Source organism: Lysinibacillus odysseyi 34hs-1 = NBRC 100172 (assembly GCF_001591965.1).
In the GTDB taxonomy this organism is placed as follows: domain Bacteria; phylum Bacillota; class Bacilli; order Bacillales_A; family Planococcaceae; genus Lysinibacillus_B; species Lysinibacillus_B odysseyi.
In genome coordinates this window covers 73,455-92,909 of sequence record NZ_BCVX01000006.1, presented here as the reverse complement: position 1 = coordinate 92,909, position 19,455 = coordinate 73,455, and the positions used below count along the sequence as shown (strand labels likewise).

Genomic DNA, 19,455 nt, shown 5'->3' with positions numbered 1-19,455 from the left:
ATAAATATTGAAAATAGTCAGAATATGTGGTTTCTTTGTATAAAGGACAAGCGATTTTTGTGTCTTAAAATAAAAGCAGTAATATTTAACGATACAAGTTTATTAAAGTATAAAAGGAGATGAGATTTATGCAAAGACATCCGGACACAACGAGAAAGAAAACTTGGATTGATAAAATGCTGGACGGGATCGAGCATGCAGGCAATAAGCTGCCAGATCCTATAACGCTATTTGTCATTCTAGCAGGTGTAGTGCTCCTTTTATCATGGATATTATCGATGTTAGGTATTTCGGCCGTACAGCCAGGTACAGATACTGTGATTCAAGTGAAAAATCTGCTGAGCCAAGAAGGGCTTATATTAATCCTAACACAGATGGTTTCAACGTTTACAGGCTTTGCTCCGTTAGGGTTAGTAATTGTGACAATGATTGGTATTGGTTTGGCTGAGCAAACAGGACTTATTTCGGCTGTGATGAAAAAGCTTGTGATGTCAGCCCCTGCAAAACTAATCGTGCCATTTATTATTTTCACAGGCTTAGTTGGTAACTTAGCGGCTGATGCAGCATTTATCATTTTGCCGCCGATTGCAGCAATGATTTTTATGAGTATTGGTCGAAATCCACTAGCAGGTTTAATTATTACATATGCGGCGGTAGCTGGAGGCTTCAGCGCAAATATTTTAATTAGTTCCATAGATGTATTATTACTAGGGATTACAGAGTCAGCAGCCCATATTGCAGACGCTGAATACACTGGTCGTGCGACGATGAACTATTATTTCTTAATCGCTTCAACGTTTTTATTGGTAGGGATCGGTACATGGGTGGCGAAAAAGTTTACTGAGCCTCGCTTCGGTGCATTCGAAGGGAAGCTTGAAAAGTTAGAACCTTTGACGGCTTTAGAAAAGCGCGGCTTAAAGTGGGCGGGTGTCGTAACGCTTGCTTATGTTATTCTCCTAGCAATTATGGTCATTCCGTCTAATGGTCTTTTACGCGACCCTGAAACAGGTGGCTTCTTAAACTCGCCCTTTATGTCTGGCATTGTGCCGATTATGTTATTCTTCTTCCTGTTACCGGGTCTTGCCTACGGGATTGCGGCGAAGGAAGTTAAAAATGATAAGGAAGTTGCTGAGAAAATTTTCAAATCCATTGCTGATATGGCACCGTTTATTGTATTGGCATTTGCTGCTTCACAAATGATTGCCTTTTTCAACTGGAGTAATATCGGTTCGATTTTAGCAATTAAAGGAGCAGAACTTTTACAAGCATTACACTTTACTGGCTTACCGATGATGATAGGGTTTGTTTTAATTTGTGCGTTCGTGAACTTATTGATCGCAAGTGCTTCGGCAAAATGGGCATTACTGGCACCGATTTTTGTGCCAATGTTCCTGTATTTAGGCTATTCTCCCGCCATTACACAAATGGCATATCGTGTAGGAGACTCTATTACCAATCCAATTACGCCGATGCTGCCGTATTTTGCTATATTACTATCATTTGCAAAACGCTATGATAAAAATATCGGTATAGGGACATTAATTTCTGCTTTGTTACCGTTTTCGGTTTTCTTTGCAATCGGCTGGATTTTACTATTTGCAATTTGGTTCTTATTCGGTTTACCGCTTGGACCTGGAGATACTATTTACATAAAATAAGGAGTGTTTTGAATGATATTATTACAACAAGAACAGTTAGCTAATCTATTAAAGGAATACGAGGAAGAGATGATTCAGCTTCGTCGTCATTTCCACGAAAATCCTGAGTTATCATTTGAGGAAATAAATACGCCAAAAACAATTGCGGCATTTCATCGTGAGCTAGGTCATGAAGTGCGTGAAGGTGTTGGTGGTAATGGTGTTGTCGCAAAGCTTGTAGGTGGTAAGCCGGGGAAAACAGTAGCGCTGCGTGCAGATTTCGATGCTTTAGCCATTACAGAAGAAACAGGCCTGCCTTTCCAATCAAAAGTGAAGGGGCGGATGCATGCTTGTGGACATGACGGGCACACAGCCTCACTATTAATTTTGGCCAAAGCATTCAATCGAATGAAGGATGAATTAGCAGGAACTATTGTATTTATTCATCAGCATGCTGAGGAGATTGCGCCAGGTGGAGCGATTGCGATGATTCAGGATGGCTGCTTGGACGGGGTAGATGTTATTTTCGGCACGCATTTATGGGCACCAACTGAGCTTGGAAAAGTACAAACTGCCAAAGGCCCGCTAATGGCTGCGGCAGATGGCATTTACATCACCATTCAAGGGAAGGGTGGTCACGGTTCAAATCCAAGCGACACGAAAGATTCGGTTGTTCTGGCAGCGCAGTTTATTACCAATTTACAGCAGCTCGTTGCACGTCGTATTAATCCATTGCGCCCGGCCGTCGTTTCGATTGGACATTTAGAAGCAATAAACCCTTTCAACGTTATTGCAGATCAAGTGTATATGAAAGGAACAGTGCGTACTTTCCACGAAGAGGAGCGCGGTTTATTAGAGCGTGAGATTGAAGAGCTACTAAAGGCGACGTGCTATTTAACGAAGGCAGACTATGAATATGAATTTGTCCGGGGGTATCCACCGGTTATAAATCATGCTGCAGAAACAGAGCATATTATGGCGTCGGCAGAAAAAGTGGCCGATGTGGAAGCTGTTGAAACCGTTGAACCGATTATGGGAGGCGAGGATTTTGCTTACTACTTGGAAGAGATTCCAGGGGCATTCTTCTTTACAGGGGCAAAAAATCCAGCTTGGGAGGAAGTATACCCGCATCACCATCCAAAATTCGATATCGATGAGAGGGCATTACGTATTGCAGCAAATGTATTGGGGCAAGCAACGTTAGATTATTTAGCGAAACATAATTAATCCAACTTTTAAAGTTAGAACGCCTGTAATCTTATTTCCGGCAATGGCTGCTTTTTCTTTAGAGACGTATGGTTCGGAAGACGCAAAAATAAAAGTATGTTTGTATTTTTCATCCATTCCATATATGATATTCTTATGAAAGATTGCCCGTAATCGAACGGGAGAGGTTCATAGCTGATACCCTCTATAAAAAACTATGGAAACATGACAATCCGCCATGTCCATATAGGACATGGCTTTTTATGTTTTATACATATGTTTTAATAGAATGATTGGCATTACCTCTCTTGAAAAGTGACAGGAACATTTTTCAGGGGAGGTTTTTTGTGTCCGGCTGCCAGGATGAAAAGACGTAAAAGGTAATGATGAGCAGTCAATCGGCTGCGTGTAAATCTTACTGATAAAAAATCGGGAAAACAGCGTTTTTTCCAATACTGGTTTTTCGTTAGAAAGGAGTTTTTGAAGGTGAAACAAGTAATTTCGAACGTTGTATGTAGTAGAAGTCAGGTCAGCATAAATCATCTGTCCGGGGAGGGGGAAAACGATGTCTAATTTTAGAATTGTGGATAAGCTGCAAAAAATAGATGAAGATATTCAAAGAAGTCAATTGAACTATCATACAAAGCGTGTTCTCGTAAGTAAAGAATTTACCTTTGATGCTGCTCACCATTTACACAACTATGAAGGGAAATGCAAGAATTTACATGGTCATACGTACCGTGCCGTCTTGGGGTTAAGTGGATATACGGATGAACGGGGCCTCATGATTGATTTTGGTGACATCAAGGAGATATGGAAAGAAAAAATAGAGATTTATCTAGATCATCGCTATCTAAATGAGACGCTGCCGCCGATGAATACAACGGCAGAGAATATCGTCGTTTGGATCTACGAAAAACTGCAGGAAGCTTTGCTTGAGAAACATCAAAATAATGGGGCACGCGTGGAATTTATCAGGCTGTATGAAACGCCGACAAGCTATGCCGAAGCAAGAAGGGAGTGGATGGAAGTTGAGTAAAGTGCCCGTTATAGAGATTTTTGGTCCGACGATTCAAGGAGAGGGGATGGTGGTGGGCCAGAAGACGATGTTTGTACGCACTGCCGGCTGTGATTATTCTTGTTCTTGGTGCGATTCCTCCTTTACGTGGGATGGCAGCGGTAAGCATCTGATCGTTCAATTGACAGCGGAAGAAATTTGGGCTGAGTTAAAACGTCTTGGGGGGAACGGTTTTTCGTTCGTTACAATTTCGGGAGGAAATCCGGCACTCCTTCGTCATTTGGATGCGCTTGTTGTCCTTTTAAAAGAAAATAACATCAAGATCGGTGTTGAAACACAGGGAAGCAAATGGCAGGATTGGCTCTATGATATCGATGAACTAACGATTTCACCAAAGCCTCCCAGCTCTGGAATGTCGACAGATTTTTCTATGCCCACAGAGATTTTAGGGAAACTCAGAGATAGAAACAGCAATCAGCATATCTCTCTCAAAATCGTTGTATTTAACCAAGAGGATTATGCCTATGCCAAACAGGTTCATCTCCGGTATCCGACCATTCCTTTTTATCTGCAGGTCGGAAATGATGACATTGCTTCAATGGACAATACTCGGTTGGTCAGCCATTTATTAGAGAAGTATCAAGCACTGATTGATCAAGTGATGATGGATGAAGAACTAAAGAATGTGAAAGTACTGCCGCAGCTGCATACACTTGTCTGGGGAAATAAAAGAGGGGTATAGTTCCAGACTGTAAAACGATATGTAAATCTTGAAATTAGTAAAAAAGAAAAACAGATGCAAACAACCATCTACACAAAATGCATAGTATATTGAAAAGACATATACGAAAGGCGGAATCCGTTGCATCATCCACAAATGCAGTATCAGCTGTTCCCAATCTCACGTGAAATGACCGTGACAGGGAATGGGGAAATAATTGCGCAGCCTGATTATGTGCAGATTCAGATAGAAGTACGTACAGAAGGAAAGGATGTCAGTTTAGCTCAGCAGGAAAATGCCCGTATCATGAACCGTGTCATCGAATCGCTCGTGGCGTTAAATATTCCTAGAGAGGCTATCCAAACAGCTGCCTATACTATTTCTCCAAATTACGATTATATTGAGGGAAAACAAGTGTTTAGGGGCTATGAGGTGCAAAATGCGATTACCGTTAAAATAACGGATATTGGTCAAGCTGGAACGGTTATTGATACAGCTATACAAAATGGGGCAAATCATGTTTCAGCGATTCAGTTTAAAATAGAGAATTCGGATGCCCATTATCAAAGGGCGCTTAATTTAGCACTGATCAATGCAGTAGCGAAAGCCAAATCCATGGCTGAAACGATGCATATACCATTACAGCCTATACCGATCGAGATTATTGAAGAAAGCCATGATGTTACACCAGTTCCGTATAAGGCAGTTCAACTGAGCAGCCGGGAGTTTATAACACCTATTGAACAGGGAACAATTCCTATTAATGCCTCAGTTCGGGTTAAATTTCGGTTTTAATGTTAAAGTATAAGATGTCATTAAAAATAGAGCGACAAAGAAGCACCGTTTTCTAGTTGAAAAGGTGCTTCGAGTGATAATAAGAAGATGCCGACATTGTTTATAATTACATAAAATAGTAAGGTTAACAAAGATAAGTATAATGATAGTGAAGTAACATACCTAAATTAGTAAGTATTTATTTCAACGATGACTTTCAACAATCGGGCGCTTTTTCTGTATTAGAAATATTTATCGTAATAACAAATAAAAAGGCGTACCACCTATAGATAAACTCAATCCCAAACTCGTATTCTTGGAACCTTTGCCGTTCTTAAGTAACCCAGCAATTGGCCAGTATGAACAGATTCATGGTAGGCTACTCTTAACAACATGTCGCCTAAACTTCTTATGTAACCTGATTCGGAACGATCAATTTTAATGTTTATTAGGTCTTCTTCTGAAAATGACTTAATAGTTTCTAAGAAGTGATTTCTAAACGGTTCAGCAAAATTTAATTCAGCGCTTACAGTAGAAAAAGGTTGTTGTTCGAAAGGAGAGTCGAATACTTCCAGACTTCCACGATTTTGAATAGCTAGGTGGTAATAATGTTCACTTTCAAGAACATGCCTAATCATCTCAATACAAGTCATTGCTTCATCATCGGGTTTCCAATGTAATTTTTCTTGAGGAATAGAAGTCCAAAGCTTAATACTTCTTCTTCGTACCTCATTGAAATTTAAAAGAATTAAATCAATTGAATTCATAATTTATCCTCCATCTATTGGTATATATTTAATATACAGGAATGAATGTTCGCGGTGAACCATTATGGCAAAAAATTCATACCTCATTTCCAAGTCATTAGATCTTCTTCTTATCCCAAAACCTAACGCAATTCTTTAATAAAGAATGCGTCTTTTTCCATTAAAGGGTCATATTCTTGAATGAAAATTATAATAAGTTAGGTCATAGAGGCTCTTTATATCCTAAAATAAAATTAAAGCCCCGATTTAGATACGGAATATTTGAAACTGAATAATTATAGTTAATGAAGTTAGTTACTATTACCAATAATCTAGGTTGTAAATTATAATTTTACAAGGTGGGCAACAACCAATAAAATAAATTCGGAGGATAAAAATATGGGAAGATTAGGAACTATATACTTTTTCTGCGGAAAAATGGGAGCAGGGAAATCAACTAAATCAAAACAATTAGCTATAGAAAAACATGCAGTACTGTTATCTGAGGATGAATGGCTTTCATCTCTTTATCCTAATCAAATCACATCATTTGAAGACTATCTAAAATTCTCGGCGCAACTCAAGCCTATGATGAAAAAGCACGTCCAAAACATATTAAGTGTTGGTACAAATGTAGTGATGGATTTTCCAGGTAACACTCAAAAACAGCGAAAATGGTTTTTAGATATAGCGTCAGAGATCAATGCAAACCATCAACTAATTTTCCTTAATTTAAATAATGAGCAATGCTTACGTCAAATTGCACAAAGGCGTAACGAACAACCCGAAAGAGCAACTTTTGACACGGAAGAGACGTTTATGAATGTTACTAAATTTTTTGAAGCACCAGAAGCATCCGAGGGTTTAAATATTTTAGAGCTTAATGAAAAAGAATAAAAAGGAGTCCAACACAGCGCTATAGTACTAGAGAGATAATTAGCTGAACTAAACCGTCAATAGAAACCTCTGCTGGAATTTTACAATGTAAATATATATTAAGAACTTAATTCTTTTTTCAAGTTTTGTAATAGCACTAACAAAATATACGATAGCATATAAAATAACGTTCCCAAACGAAATTTTTGATAAACACAAAAAGCTAAGAACCGCTGTAAAATGAACGTTTCTTAACTTTTTCTTTGAATATTGTTTATACAGCTTTTTATGCAAAGGTAGATAAAGATAGCCGCAATAAGACTTTTCAAGATTTTGCAGAAAACAATCTAGGGGTGTTATCTGAATAAAAACCTGTATATAGAGACTCTGTAAATCTATATTTTTCTCAATCCGCTACTTCAGTTACTGGGGGTTTAGATGAAACGATCTTCAACAATGGGACGCAATTGTGGAATGAGACTCTGAGAAAATGATCAAACTTTTTTATAAAAATGGACAGTGTTTCACAAAGAGTTAACCCGTTTTGAACAAACCTATTTCAAAACGGGTTCTTTTCATTTAAATTTAAATATGGGGCTACGTTTTTTTTTGATCAAACTCATCAGCATAAATGACCATATGGTAAAGTCTGATATGGCTGTTTTTATGCGATAAGGCTAAGAAAGGGGAGCGGCTTTTCAGGTGTCACATGATAGCCCTTCGCGTATAGAGAATGAGGGACGACATAGCTTATCCCGCCGTATTCTTCAGCTTTTTCAAATCCGTCTAGTAAGTTTTGTTCTATCGCTTCTACGAGTTTTATAAAAGCTTCACGTCTCTTTTCATTTACTAAATGCTCCTAATTCATACCGCGCCCTCCCGTCAGCACCGTACATATTTTCGTTTAAATCCTATCCGATTGCGTTCAACTTCCGTTGCAATACTTTCGTACGCATTCACAACACTGCTTTTTTTATTTTCACGCTCTATTTCCACAGGACCGATAATTTGCGCAGTTTCAAGTGCCTGCTCATGTAACGGTTTGAAGGAGACACCGACAGTCGTAACAAAATTATTCATGGAAGCTTTCGCGCGCGGCGGTGCCTTATGAATCGTTTCTTTTACGATTTGCAGCATGCCTGTTAATTTAGGTATAGAGAATTCCTCGTCCTTCCGATTGCCAAGCATCCAGCAATAGCAGCTCCAGCCAGCAGACATTTTCAACTCTTCATTACTACTAATCCACTTATCGGCAATACTTTGGGCGATAGGCGATTCTGCTAATGTCACTGCAACGACATAGTCGGACAACATATAAAAATAAGCCCCATCAATCCAGCGGTTAAAATCATCCTCTGTCATATGCACAGGGTCTGCAATAATACCTGCAAAGTACATCGCATCATAATTTCCTGTGGCATAGAGTTGTTCTGCTAAAGGCTGATTGATCTTTATTTGTTTTGCGATCGGCTTCATTGCACCTGTTGCGACGCCAAATACAGGTTCCTTTGCACCGTTTGATACATAAATTTTCTTTGTACGTTCTTTTCCTAGCACTTCTAGGTTTTCCATCACTTCTTCAAAAGTCATATTTGCACATCCTCTATAGATTTCGTTGGAACATTTACTCATAATTGTAACGGAAAAAGCCCGGATGGCAAACACTGGATCGATGTCATTAATTATAGGTGCTTAATTTATACAAAAAAATAAAGGCAGAAATCAAGTGGGATTTCTGCCTTTTAATAGATTGTTTTCATGGAATTTTATAAAGAAGACATGCCTCTATCTACATCCTAGCAAAAACTGAATTATAAGTCTACTTTTACTTTTGCCTACATGTAATAATTAATTTGCGCAAATACTTCATAACGTTATGGTGAAATGAAGGGTAAAATGAAACAGAATATATATGATAACGATACGTTTTTCGAGAAATATCAAGAAATACGGGCTCGGGAAAATAATTATAACAATTTGCTTGAGCAGCCAAACTTTTTCTCGCTAATTCCAAATCTTGAAAATAAAGTAGTATTAGATATTGGCTGTGGAATGGGGAATTTTGCAGCCTATTGTATTAGCCAAGGGGCAAAACATGTCACGGGAATTGATATTTCTTCAAACATGATTGCTCATGCAAAAAAGCGTCATATTCATGAAGGGCTTACTTTTGAGCAGGCTGCATTTGAAGATATGACAGTGACGAATGGAACTATTGATTTTGTTAGTAGCTCCTTAGCTTTTCACTATATTGCAGATTTTCAGTTGCTTATAAAGAAGATAAGTACGGCATTATGCAAAGGAGGAATTTTACTATTCTCTCTAGAGCACCCGATTGTAACTGCAAATAAAGGAAGAGAGAATTGGATCACAAATAAAGAAGGTGATCTCCTTTATTTTGCGGTAGACAATTATCAGGATGAAGGCTTACGTACTCAAAATTGGTTAGTTGAGAATGTGATGATATATCACCGCACGATGTCTACTATCCTAAATACCCTTATTGAAAGTGGATTACAAATTGAAAAAATGATTGAGCCAGTGCCAAGTGAAGAAGCGGTGTGTAATTTACCAAGTCTGAATAAAGAATTCCGTCGACCTTCGTTTTTAATTGTTAGAGCAAAAAAAGTATAATTTAAAGAACATAGAAACGACAATTAAAAACGCACTTACACATGTTATGGAGACCCGTATCATAACTAGGTACGATGTTTATGTTAATTAAACAGAAAACTATCCTAGTCAAAAATCTTTTCGATTTGAAATACGTACACAAAACAAAAAAGACCGACCAAAAAGTGTCATGTCATATGCAAGAATCAACGTTTATTATCGATTTGCTCCTAGAGTGAAATTAAAGCTAATAACCAAATAAACAACCCCATTCTAGAAAATGCGGGTTGTTTATTTAGTCACTCATTTATTTAAGCTTCCCGTAAGATAGGCAGGGTACAGCAGCGGAAAGAGCCGCCTGATTTGATGATTTCTGTAATATCCACTTCGATTACTTGGAAGCCTCGGTTGCGAAGCTGTTTGTTTACATTTTTATTTACTGGCAGGCTCAATACCCGCTTGTTGCCAATACTTAATACATTTGTGCCCAATTGAAATTGTTCCTCTTCCGATACTTCAATTAGATCATAGCGTGCAGCAAAAAAATCGATGTCTTTTTGCGTTAATGCATTTGGGTAAATAAGGGCCACTTCAGGTGAAACGACATTAAATATACAATCCAGATGCAAGTATTTTTCTTTAAATGAAATGGGAATGACATCAAATTGATTTAAAAGACGCTGTAATTGTTCGGAAGCTTTTAGGGTCGTCCGGTTACTGAGTCCCACGTAAATTGTCTTCCCATCAATCACAACATCTCCACCTTCAATCCGTTCCTCGATTAAATTATAGTAGGAGATTTCTTCATCCTCGAGCCATTGTTTTAAAATGTCCTCCTCCCCCGAGCGGACATCTGTTGCCATTTTAGCGACGAAGATTGTCTGCCCCAGTGTAAAACCAATATCTCGTGTAAAAACCTGTTCAGGATATTTTTTGTGATAAGGCAATAAAATAACGTCGATTTTATTTTCCTTTAACGTTTTAACAAGTTCACTATGCTGTTCGAGTGCGCGCTCTATATGGATACCTACATTTTTAAAATGTTCCTGCGTTTCATTAATCACTTCGCGGATGGTCATATATTGAGGCTGACAAAGGATTACTCGTTTTAGCACATCGTATTCACTCATACAAAAAGTCTTGCTGTTTGTCTGTGGACGTTCTGTCATCTTTAGGGACTCCAATCATCGCTTTTTAAGCTAGTTTTTCCGAAGGAGTTATTATTATGACAAACAGACAGTAAGAATTTTTTTGCACAGTAGAATCTTTCTTTTTAGATAGGAGAAATGGGGCTTATTTTGATCTGAAGAAAATAGTAAAAAATATGAGTTCAATAGATGCACTGATCCTTATCATAAGTAAGTATCATTTATTGCCGCTATTTATTATTTGCTTTCATCTATAAAAAAGCATAGGGCTTAGCACATGTAGCGTTTTTTCGAATTTATATTTTGTTTATATTTGCGATATATCCAGTTTAGAACTGCGCTTCATAATGAAGTATAAGCAAATGATAAAGGAGGAAATAACTTATGAATAATAAGTTAAAATTCGCAACACTCGCTATTTTTAGTTCAGTCACATTATTGGCGGCATGCACTGATATGGCAAAAAATGAGACAAATAATACAGTAACGCAAAATGAACAGGTGAAAGCCAATAAAGCTGAAAAACAGCTTACAAAGGGTCAAGAAATGGCGGATATATTAAGCGGCACAAATTGGCAGGGAACTCGTGTTTACGATAAGGATAACAATGATTTAACTAAGGAAAATGCTGGGTTTATCGGTTTAGCAAAATACGATTCTCAGACAGGCCGATATGAATTTTTTGATGCAAAAACAGGTGAGACACGCGGCGATGAGGGGACATTCTTTATGACGAACGACGGGCTGAAACGCATTTTAATTTCAGAAACGATGAAATACCAGGCTGTCGTTGAAATAACTGAATTAGATGAGGGGATTTTCACTTACAAGCGTATGGGGAAAGATGCGAAAGGTAATGACACGGAAGTATTTGTAGAGCATATACCATATGAAAATGATTTAACCTTCTCTAAACAAGAGCAAAAGTTAACTGCTTCTACAGGAGATATTGATACACGTGTAGATGGTGATGAGATTCTTGGTAATACTTTATGGCAAGGAACAAAGGTACTTGATGAAAAAGGCAATGATGTCACACAGTATAATATGAATTTTTTAAGTGTCGCAAAATTTGCTAAGGACACAAATAAATATGAATTTTTTAATATGGAAACCGGAGAAAGTCGGGGAGATTACGGTTACTTTAATGTCATCCATGACAATAAAATTCGCGCTCATGTATCAATAGGTGATAATAAATACGGTGCAGCATTGGAGCTTACTGAGTTAAATGATGATAAGTTTACTTATAAACGTCTTGGTAAGGGTGCAGATGGCAGTGATATCACAATTTTTGTAGAGCATGAGCCATATGAGGGAGATCTACAGCCATCTTTTAGTTTTTAATCAAGGATAATCTCCGTCACTTGAAAAAATAAGGAATCTCCTTTATATATTGAGGAAAGGAGATCAATATGACGATCAAAAATAGATTTTTAGTTTCTTACATCGGTGGTATTGTTATTGCGAGTGTCTCTATTCTCTCCATTCTATGTATTGTTTTTTATGTGACAACAGGGTCAGTCCCGACGCCTAAAACATTGTATAAAACTTTTACAAAACAGCGCTCATTGAGCCCGGAAGAGGAGCTTGCTTATGTAGAGCTGCGTAATATTGCCAAGCAGGAACCTGACAAGCTTTTAGTACAGGATATGAAGGGGAAATTACAGCGGATTGAGAAGGAGGCACTTGGGGTTGTTATCCGCCATGAAGGAGAGATTGTATATTATTCGGAAGGTTTGGTAGAAAAGTCGCTTGTCGTGCATTTCCCGAATTTCGATACGAATAATATTGAAACGAAGGGCACGATAGATAATGCAGGGAGGCTGTACCGCTATATTAAGTTTGATTTTTACTATAGCGACAAGTCGAAGGGCAGCATTCTAGTGTTGAAGAAAGAAAACAGCTTTTTAGAGTTTCTTACAAAATGGGGAATTATTATTATTTTCATCATCCTTCTTGCGTCGTTCGCAGCAATGCTCTTTTTAAACCGGCTTTTGCACAAGACAATTATTAAGCCTTTGGAAAATTTAGGACAGACCATGTCTGAAATACAAGAGGGAAATTTAATGGTCGAGACACCGACTATACCTGCCAATACAGCAAGGGAAGTGCATGAGCTGACAGCTAATTTTGAGAGTATGCGAACAGCACTTTTAGTGTCTATCCAGGAGCAGCGACATCTTGAAAAAAATCGTAAAGACCTAATAGCAAGCATTTCCCACGATTTAAAAACACCGATTACAACTATTATTGGGTATGTTGAGGGTTTGCGGGAGGGAGTTGCCGAGACACCTGAAAAGCGGGAGAAATATTTGAAGACTATTCATTCTAAATCACTCGCATTGAACAGCCTGATCGAGGAACTTTTCCTTTACTCCAAGTTTGATGCGGAGGCAGTTCAGTTCCATTTTGAACGGATACAGCTTGCTAAATTCCTTACACATATAGTGGAAGAATTTCAATTATATAATCGGGAAGTTCAATGGGATCTGAATGTAGTGGAGGATGTATATGTTCAGGTTGATCGTATGCAGATGAACCGGGCAATTACGAATTTAATAGAAAATAGTATCAAGTTTAAAAAGCCGAATGAACCATTGTATATGAGTTTGGAAGTAGTAGTCACTGGTCATCAAGTTGAGATAGTTGTGAAGGATAACGGACAGGGAATTTCGGATATACAACTCCCATATGTATTCGATCACTTTTATCGTGGTGAAGAGGCAAGAACATCGACGACAGGCGGCAGCGGCTTAGGGCTTGCGATTGTAAAGCAAATCGTTGAAAAGCATAATGGTCACGTTAAAATTCAAAGTAAGCTGCATCATGGTACAACGGTAACGATAATCTTGGAAAAGGCTTAAAGGAAGTGTCAATAACTAGTGCCATCACGAATTTTAATCATTGAAGATGATATAAGCATTGCGGAATTACAAAGAGATTATTTGGAAATTCATGACATCCAAGCAGAAATTGTAACGGACGGTTTTGAAGGATTGAATCGAGCATTAAATGAACCATTTGATTTAATTGTCGTTGATTTAATGCTCCCTTCAATGAATGGGTTTGAAATTTGCCGCCGTATTCGTGAAAAGAAAAATATACCGCTTGTAATTGTATCTGCGAAAAAAGAAGATATCGATAAAATAAGAGGGCTTGGTTTAGGTGCGGATGATTATATAACGAAACCATTTAGCCCAAGCGAGTTTGTTGCACGTGTACAAGCCCATAGTAAACGTTATAAGCAGCTGACAGGTACAGGACAACAACAGGAATATTTAGAGAGGAATAATATTATAGTTGATAAAGCTGCACGCAAAGTATTCGTTTTAGGTCAGGAAGTTATTTTTACAACGAAGGAATTTGATTTACTCGTATTTTTTATGGAGCATCCGAACCGCGTATGGACAAAGGAGCAGCTATTCCGTCAATTATGGTATATGGATGATTTAGATGGGGATGTTTTTACGGTTGTCGTTCATGTAGGTCGGATTCGGGATAAATTAAAAAAGGGGAAACTATCAGAGCTGCCAATTGAGACAATCTGGGGCAGCGGCTACCGGTTTAATAGTTGAAATCTCCTTGTCTAAGGAAGGTTTTACATGAAATTTATAGGCATTGTCGTAACCATATTATTCATATTAACAGGGTGTAATGAAGGGGCGGAAAAGCATATGAAGCAACAACCGGGAGAACTTATTCAGGCAGTAGAAAACAATGATTTAGAGAAAGTGCAGGAAATTGTCCAGGATTCATCATATCCGATCGATGAAACGAATGATAAGGGGGAAACGCCTTTATTAATTGCTGTACATGAAAACTATATTGAAGCGGCAAAATTGTTAATTAAAGCGGGAGCAGATATTAATCAACAGGATAATATTCAGGATAGCGCCTATCTGTATGCAGGTGCGCAAGGAAAAACAGAGATTTTAAAGTATATGCTGGAGCATGCGGAGCCGAATCAGGAAATTGTTAACCGCTATGGCGGCAATGCATTAATACCAGCAGCGGAAAAAGGACATTTAGACAATGTGAAGCTGCTTTTAGCGGATGGTAAATTAGATATCGATCATCAAAATAGCTTTGGCTATACGGCTTTAATTGAAGCGGTAGCCTTAACAGACGGTTCATTCGTGTATCAGCAGATTGTACAGGAATTATTAGCCCATAATGCGAATAAAGAACTTCGTGACAATTCCGGGAAAACAGCACTTGATTACGCTAAGGAGAAGGGGTATACAGAAATGATTAAAATGTTAGAAGAATAGGAGAAAGACGGATATAGCAATTAGGCATATCCGTCTTTTTTGTGTTGAATTTCGCCTATTGTTCGAAATACATTGAGAATCTATTTTACAGCTTGAGCAGTTCTGGTGGATTATCTTCTTTTGATTGCTGACCAACTCTTATAGGGAAGCCTGCCGAGCCGGACGTTTCGTTGCTTGCTCATCAAAACAATGTCTGAGAATTCTAAGCCATTTAGCCCCATACCTCCCTCATTTGTATAGCCCCCCGATAAATCCAGAAAGTCTACATAAGCAACTTCATATAAGGAACAGGATGTGTAGCCATGAATCAGATAAATTTAAGTATTCTAATTGAGCAGCCAGCGTAAAATCTTCATTTTACGATAACTTCTCTATTTTTGTAGTGTTTCAAGTGGAATAAATAAGGGGAAAAACTGTTAAGCAATTTATACAGCATTGAGGAGGGAATAAATGAGTAAACAACTACAAGAACTAAAGAAAAAGGATATTTCCGTAGTAGAGAGCACTGCAGCTAAAAAGTCCATGTTTGGTACATCCATCGGGAATGCCATGGAGTGGTTTGATTTTGGTATTTATTCCTTCTTGGCCGTTACAATGGGGAAAGTCTTTTTCCCTGAAATTGACCCAGCTTTTCAATTAATCTATGCATTTGCTACTTTTGCTGTTGCTTTTATAGCACGACCAATCGGCGGGATGTTCTTTGGCATGTTAGGTGACCGTATAGGACGGAAAAATGTTTTAGCTATCACGATGATCCTGATGTCAGCTGCCACTCTGAGCATTGGGTTAATACCTGGTTTCGCAGCTATTGGGATTACTGCACAGATCTTATTACTTTCAGCAAGACTTGTTCAAGGATTTTCAACGGGCGGGGAGTATGCAGGGGCTATGACCTATATTGCGGAAACGACTCCCGATAAAAAACGCAGTTTTATGGCAAGTGGTTTGGAAGTAGGAACATTGGTAGGCTATATTGCCGGCGCCGGTCTTGTAACATTGCTTACATATATCCTTGGAAGTGAGACGATGGTGGCATGGGGCTGGAGAATACCATTCTTTATTGCTGCACCGCTTGGTATAATCGGTTTTTATTTCCGTAACCATTTGGATGAGACGCCGGCATTCAAGGCGATGAATCAAACGATAGAAGAAAGAAAAGAAAACTCGTCTTTAAAAGAAATTTTTACGGAGCACCGGAAGGCACTATTAATTTGTACAGCCATCGTTATTTTCTACAATGTAATGAGTTATACCGTCCTGACATATATGCCTTCTTACATGTCAGAAGAGCTTGGATACAGTGAAGAAAAAGGGCTTTTACTGCTTGTTCTAGTAATGGTTGCGATGATACCGCTTGTTATGGCAATGGGGCATTTGAGTGACCGAATCGGCAGAAATCGTGTATTAAAAGCAGGCTTAATTGGAGCGATTGTACTAAGTGTTCCTGCATTTATGCTAGTTCGTTCAGGCAATATCTATGGCGCATTTTTTGGATTGCTGATTCTCGGTATACTGCTGTCAACGTTGCAGGGATCCTTGCCAGCTACGCTTCCATCGCTGTTTTTTACAAAAGTGCGTTACGGTGCCCTTGCCATCACGTATAATACGGCGACATCACTATTTGGAGGAACGACACCGGTCCTTGTTGCATGGCTAGTAAGTGTAACGGGTAATAAAATGGTACCGGCATACTACTTGATGGCTATGTGCTTATTCGGAATTGTAATCGTCACGCTGTTTGTAAAAGAGACTGCAGGTAGGTCACTTCGAGGTTCCGCACCGGTTGTTGAGCATCCGAGCGAAATAAAAGAAGTGCTTAAAAATCCGGAGAAAGCATACTGGTGGCATGATGAGTTGAAATCACCTAGAAAAGGTCGTCTTGGCAAAGGTCTATTAACCAGCTTATTATATAAAGACTAATAAATAACAGTCCGAAGCAATGGAATTCATTTTCCATTGCTTTTATTATTGTATTTCGCCATCTATTTGACATCCACTTTACTTACTTGAGCAGTTCGTTCATCCATATGTAGATTGACAAAATCTCAAGTAAATGACGCCAGCAAAAAAGCGAAACTCATCCATACACAAAGAGGGGAATAGAAGGCGGTATCTTGTTTTGCAAATCGAGTATGTTTAACTTTCTTGAAAAAGCCTACATATTTTCCTTCCCCGATAGCACGTAACAAGAAAACAATTCCTCCAGCTATACAAAGCCATTTTGTAAGAGGGGAGGGTTTGATGACAGTGAATAAATCTATTTGAACTAATAGAAGTACAGATGCAAAAAAGCAAAGCAATGCAACAAATAGGGTACCCAGCATTCCTGGCCGTAAAACTGCTAATTTACTATCTTCACTAGTTGGAAGAACTGCATGTATTCCCCAATTCCCGCCAAATGCCCAGAAGACATGTAATATACCAATAAATATAAATAGTAGTGATGTTATTTCTATAATAATCTTTATCAATTTACCACCTCTTCTGTATGTGATTGTCCTCATTATGTAAATGAGCCATATCATTAGTATACTCATTGTTTAAGTATTTTAGGACAGTTTTGCTCGGTGTCTCTCCGGCTAATGGACTTGTTGCAGTCATGGCAAGTCTTATATAACACCAAATAAATGAAGGCCAATTCATATTAGAATTAGCCTTCAAATTGGTTTGCTATTTACCATAAACGAGTGCTTCTGCTGCAGGTGGAGACTCCGAACTCCCTGCAGACAAATCTTTTTAGTCAATGATACCGGGTATGCCTGGTCTTTTTCTTATTAAGACCTAACAACCGGTATCCACATTTCACCGAATACTAAGCCGTTTCGTTTTCCCATTTCAACTGTCGTATTTGGACCGCCAACGTAGGAAACTTCTTTTGCTTCGGGCAGCGCCTGACCGAAAGCAATACCGGTAAGCATGTTACTTAATTCCTCAGCAGTTGCGGCTTCTCCTTTTACAACGAGGTATTCTCCCTTAGGAAATTGAATTACTCTAGATGCATCCGGCAGTGATTCGTCTGTCATAACGCCTGCATAGTGCATCATTTTATTATTGACTGCTTCATTCACCGCAAAAATATAGTCGTTTGCGGCAACGGCTTTTAATCTGTCCAGCCGTCCATCTTTCTGCACTTCGAGCCAAAAATCTGACTTCTCCTTGTTAATGCCAGCGTAGTCTGTGTAATCGCTTTTTAACTCCGTTCCAAAACCTAAAACCGTAAAACTGTCTTTTTCCTCTAACGTGTAATTTCCCATATCCACATCTCCCTTTTTATTGTTTATTCAAGTAATTGTTTGTTTCACTTGATAAATTTATAATAAACTTTAATCATGTCAAAAAGTGATACTGTTTAGGAGGTCCCGATGAAAAAAATTGAACGGATAAACATCATTATGCGGTATATCAACAACCGAACCCATTTTACAATTTCTGAACTTATGCAGGAATTTAATATCTCCCGTTCAACAGCTATCCGGGATATTAAAGAAATTGAATCGATGGGGATGCCGCTAGTTGCTGAAGTGGGGAGGAGCGGGGGATATTTTGTTATGAACAACTCCGTCCTGCCAACTGTTCGTTTTACTGATAATGAAATCAAAGCTCTTTTTATTGCCTTTATGGCTACAAGAAATCAACAACTTCCTTACTTGAAGAGCCGGCAGTCTTTAGCTGAAAAATTAATCGGTCTTCTCTCAACAAGCCAGCAAGATGAACTTGTCCATTTAAATCATATTTTACTATTCGAAGGGACCAATCCGAATAATCCAGACCTGCTTGATCTGACTGATCTTCCACATCCAATGCTGGAAAAACTGATACAGCTTATTCTTTTGGATAGCTATTTATTGATTACAGTTCAAGAAGAGAAGGATATCAAGTCTTATCCAATTTTTCTTTTACATCTTTATCGCGAAAAAAGCATTTGGCTGATTGAAGGGGTTGACCTGCAAGAAGAAAAGAGAAAGATTTTTTCTGTGGATCATCTCACGGATGTCAGTGTATATCCTGTGAAAAAAAGAATAAGCAGGAAAAAGATTTTAGAAAAACTTAGTAAACAGAAAGAGGCAATCAATCTTGTCCTTGAGCTTGGCCCAAAGGCGATAGCCCAGTTCAAAAAGTACCATCCTCTAAACATGTCGATTTCCTATACGAACCCATACCAAACAACAGCTGCTCTAAATACGTTCATAAATGTGGATAATGCAGAAGAGATAAGGGATATGACTAATTGGCTGCTTTTTCTAGGGGAGGACCTTACAATCAAGGAAATGCCGGAAGAGCTGGCAGCGGTTTTGCAAAAAAGGGCATCTCTATTACGGTGAACTGTATTGATAAGTAAGCGGGGGTTTTAACTAATTTGACTATACAAACATGAGCGGCACCAGCAAAGACCATGATCTGTGGTGCTATTTTTTATAGTAGAAATAAAAAGAAGGGGCGGG

The 19,455-nt window shown here is 38.5% G+C and carries 18 protein-coding genes and 1 riboswitch; of the genes, 13 read left to right on the top strand and 5 right to left on the bottom strand.

What is annotated here, in order from left to right; genetic code table 11:
• The first annotated feature begins 128 nt into the window (after positions 1-128).
• From BOD01S_RS11180 to BOD01S_RS11160, 5 genes are all read left to right on the top strand, one after another.
• Positions 129-1,658, top strand: a complete 1,530-nt coding sequence (locus tag BOD01S_RS11180; RefSeq protein WP_036153891.1) for an AbgT family transporter — start codon at positions 129-131, stop codon at positions 1,656-1,658.
• Between the two features lie 12 nt (positions 1,659-1,670).
• The gene (locus BOD01S_RS11175) at positions 1,671-2,864 is read left to right on the top strand and encodes a M20 metallopeptidase family protein (protein WP_036153893.1); all 1,194 of its coding nucleotides are present in this window, start codon (positions 1,671-1,673) and stop codon (positions 2,862-2,864) included.
• A gap of 157 nt (positions 2,865-3,021) precedes the next feature.
• Positions 3,022-3,068, top strand: a riboswitch (PreQ1 riboswitch).
• A 340-nt stretch (positions 3,069-3,408) separates the two neighbouring features.
• Positions 3,409-3,882, top strand: coding sequence for a 6-carboxytetrahydropterin synthase QueD (gene queD, locus BOD01S_RS11170; protein WP_036153895.1), 474 nt, complete (start codon positions 3,409-3,411; stop codon positions 3,880-3,882).
• On the top strand, positions 3,875-4,603 hold the full coding sequence (gene queE / locus BOD01S_RS11165; protein WP_036153897.1) for a 7-carboxy-7-deazaguanine synthase QueE: 729 nt from the start codon (positions 3,875-3,877) through the stop codon (positions 4,601-4,603). The genes queD and queE overlap by 8 nt, the downstream gene beginning before the upstream one ends.
• A gap of 120 nt (positions 4,604-4,723) precedes the next feature.
• Entirely contained in the window at positions 4,724-5,377 is a 654-nt protein-coding gene (locus tag BOD01S_RS11160; RefSeq protein ID WP_036153900.1) for an SIMPL domain-containing protein, read from the top strand.
• A gap of 275 nt (positions 5,378-5,652) precedes the next feature.
• Here BOD01S_RS11160 and BOD01S_RS11155 read toward each other — a convergent pair whose 3' ends face one another.
• A complete protein-coding gene (locus BOD01S_RS11155) occupies positions 5,653-6,123 on the bottom strand; it encodes a DinB family protein (RefSeq protein ID WP_036153903.1) in 471 nt (156 codons plus the stop codon).
• 378 nt (positions 6,124-6,501) lie between these two features.
• Here BOD01S_RS11155 and BOD01S_RS11150 point away from each other — a divergent pair, with 378 nt between their 5' ends.
• Positions 6,502-6,999, top strand: a complete 498-nt coding sequence (locus tag BOD01S_RS11150) for an AAA family ATPase (RefSeq protein ID WP_036153905.1) — start codon at positions 6,502-6,504, stop codon at positions 6,997-6,999.
• 861 nt (positions 7,000-7,860) lie between these two features.
• Here BOD01S_RS11150 and BOD01S_RS11145 read toward each other — a convergent pair.
• Complete coding sequence (locus BOD01S_RS11145; protein WP_036153907.1) at positions 7,861-8,568, bottom strand: DNA alkylation repair protein; 708 nt, start codon at positions 8,566-8,568, stop codon at positions 7,861-7,863.
• A 306-nt stretch (positions 8,569-8,874) separates the two neighbouring features.
• Here BOD01S_RS11145 and BOD01S_RS11140 point away from each other — a divergent pair, with 306 nt between their 5' ends.
• On the top strand, positions 8,875-9,612 hold the full coding sequence (locus tag BOD01S_RS11140; protein WP_036153908.1) for a class I SAM-dependent methyltransferase: 738 nt from the start codon (positions 8,875-8,877) through the stop codon (positions 9,610-9,612).
• Positions 9,613-9,902: 290 nt separating this feature from the next.
• Here BOD01S_RS11140 and BOD01S_RS11135 read toward each other — a convergent pair whose 3' ends face one another.
• The gene (locus BOD01S_RS11135; protein WP_052124812.1) at positions 9,903-10,760 is read right to left on the bottom strand and encodes a dimethylarginine dimethylaminohydrolase family protein; all 858 of its coding nucleotides are present in this window, start codon (positions 10,758-10,760) and stop codon (positions 9,903-9,905) included.
• Between the two features lie 363 nt (positions 10,761-11,123).
• On the opposite strand from BOD01S_RS11135, the gene BOD01S_RS11130 reads away from it, so the two are divergent.
• The 5 genes from BOD01S_RS11130 (at position 11,124) to BOD01S_RS11110 (ending at position 16,933) form a co-directional block, all read left to right on the top strand.
• On the top strand, positions 11,124-12,086 hold the full coding sequence (locus BOD01S_RS11130; protein WP_036153910.1) for a DUF4822 domain-containing protein: 963 nt from the start codon (positions 11,124-11,126) through the stop codon (positions 12,084-12,086).
• A 68-nt stretch (positions 12,087-12,154) separates the two neighbouring features.
• On the top strand, positions 12,155-13,606 hold the full coding sequence (locus BOD01S_RS11125) for a sensor histidine kinase (RefSeq protein ID WP_036153912.1): 1,452 nt from the start codon (positions 12,155-12,157) through the stop codon (positions 13,604-13,606).
• 18 nt (positions 13,607-13,624) lie between these two features.
• Entirely contained in the window at positions 13,625-14,317 is a 693-nt protein-coding gene (locus BOD01S_RS11120; protein WP_036153914.1) for a response regulator transcription factor, read from the top strand.
• A 27-nt stretch (positions 14,318-14,344) separates the two neighbouring features.
• A complete protein-coding gene (locus tag BOD01S_RS11115; RefSeq protein WP_036153916.1) occupies positions 14,345-15,013 on the top strand; it encodes an ankyrin repeat domain-containing protein in 669 nt (222 codons plus the stop codon).
• Between the two features lie 450 nt (positions 15,014-15,463).
• Positions 15,464-16,933: an MFS transporter gene (locus tag BOD01S_RS11110; protein ID WP_052124813.1), complete on the top strand. Its 1,470-nt coding sequence runs from the start codon at positions 15,464-15,466 to the stop codon at positions 16,931-16,933.
• Positions 16,934-17,058: 125 nt separating this feature from the next.
• Here BOD01S_RS11110 and BOD01S_RS11105 read toward each other — a convergent pair whose 3' ends face one another.
• Both BOD01S_RS11105 and BOD01S_RS11100 read right to left on the bottom strand, forming a co-directional pair.
• Positions 17,059-17,484, bottom strand: coding sequence for a DUF3995 domain-containing protein (locus tag BOD01S_RS11105; protein WP_052124814.1), 426 nt, complete (start codon positions 17,482-17,484; stop codon positions 17,059-17,061).
• 303 nt (positions 17,485-17,787) lie between these two features.
• Complete coding sequence (locus tag BOD01S_RS11100; protein WP_036153918.1) at positions 17,788-18,267, bottom strand: GyrI-like domain-containing protein; 480 nt, start codon at positions 18,265-18,267, stop codon at positions 17,788-17,790.
• A gap of 108 nt (positions 18,268-18,375) precedes the next feature.
• On the opposite strand from BOD01S_RS11100, the gene BOD01S_RS11095 reads away from it, so the two are divergent.
• Complete coding sequence (locus BOD01S_RS11095; RefSeq protein ID WP_036153920.1) at positions 18,376-19,335, top strand: helix-turn-helix transcriptional regulator; 960 nt, start codon at positions 18,376-18,378, stop codon at positions 19,333-19,335.
• Positions 19,336-19,455: the final 120 nt, after the last annotated feature.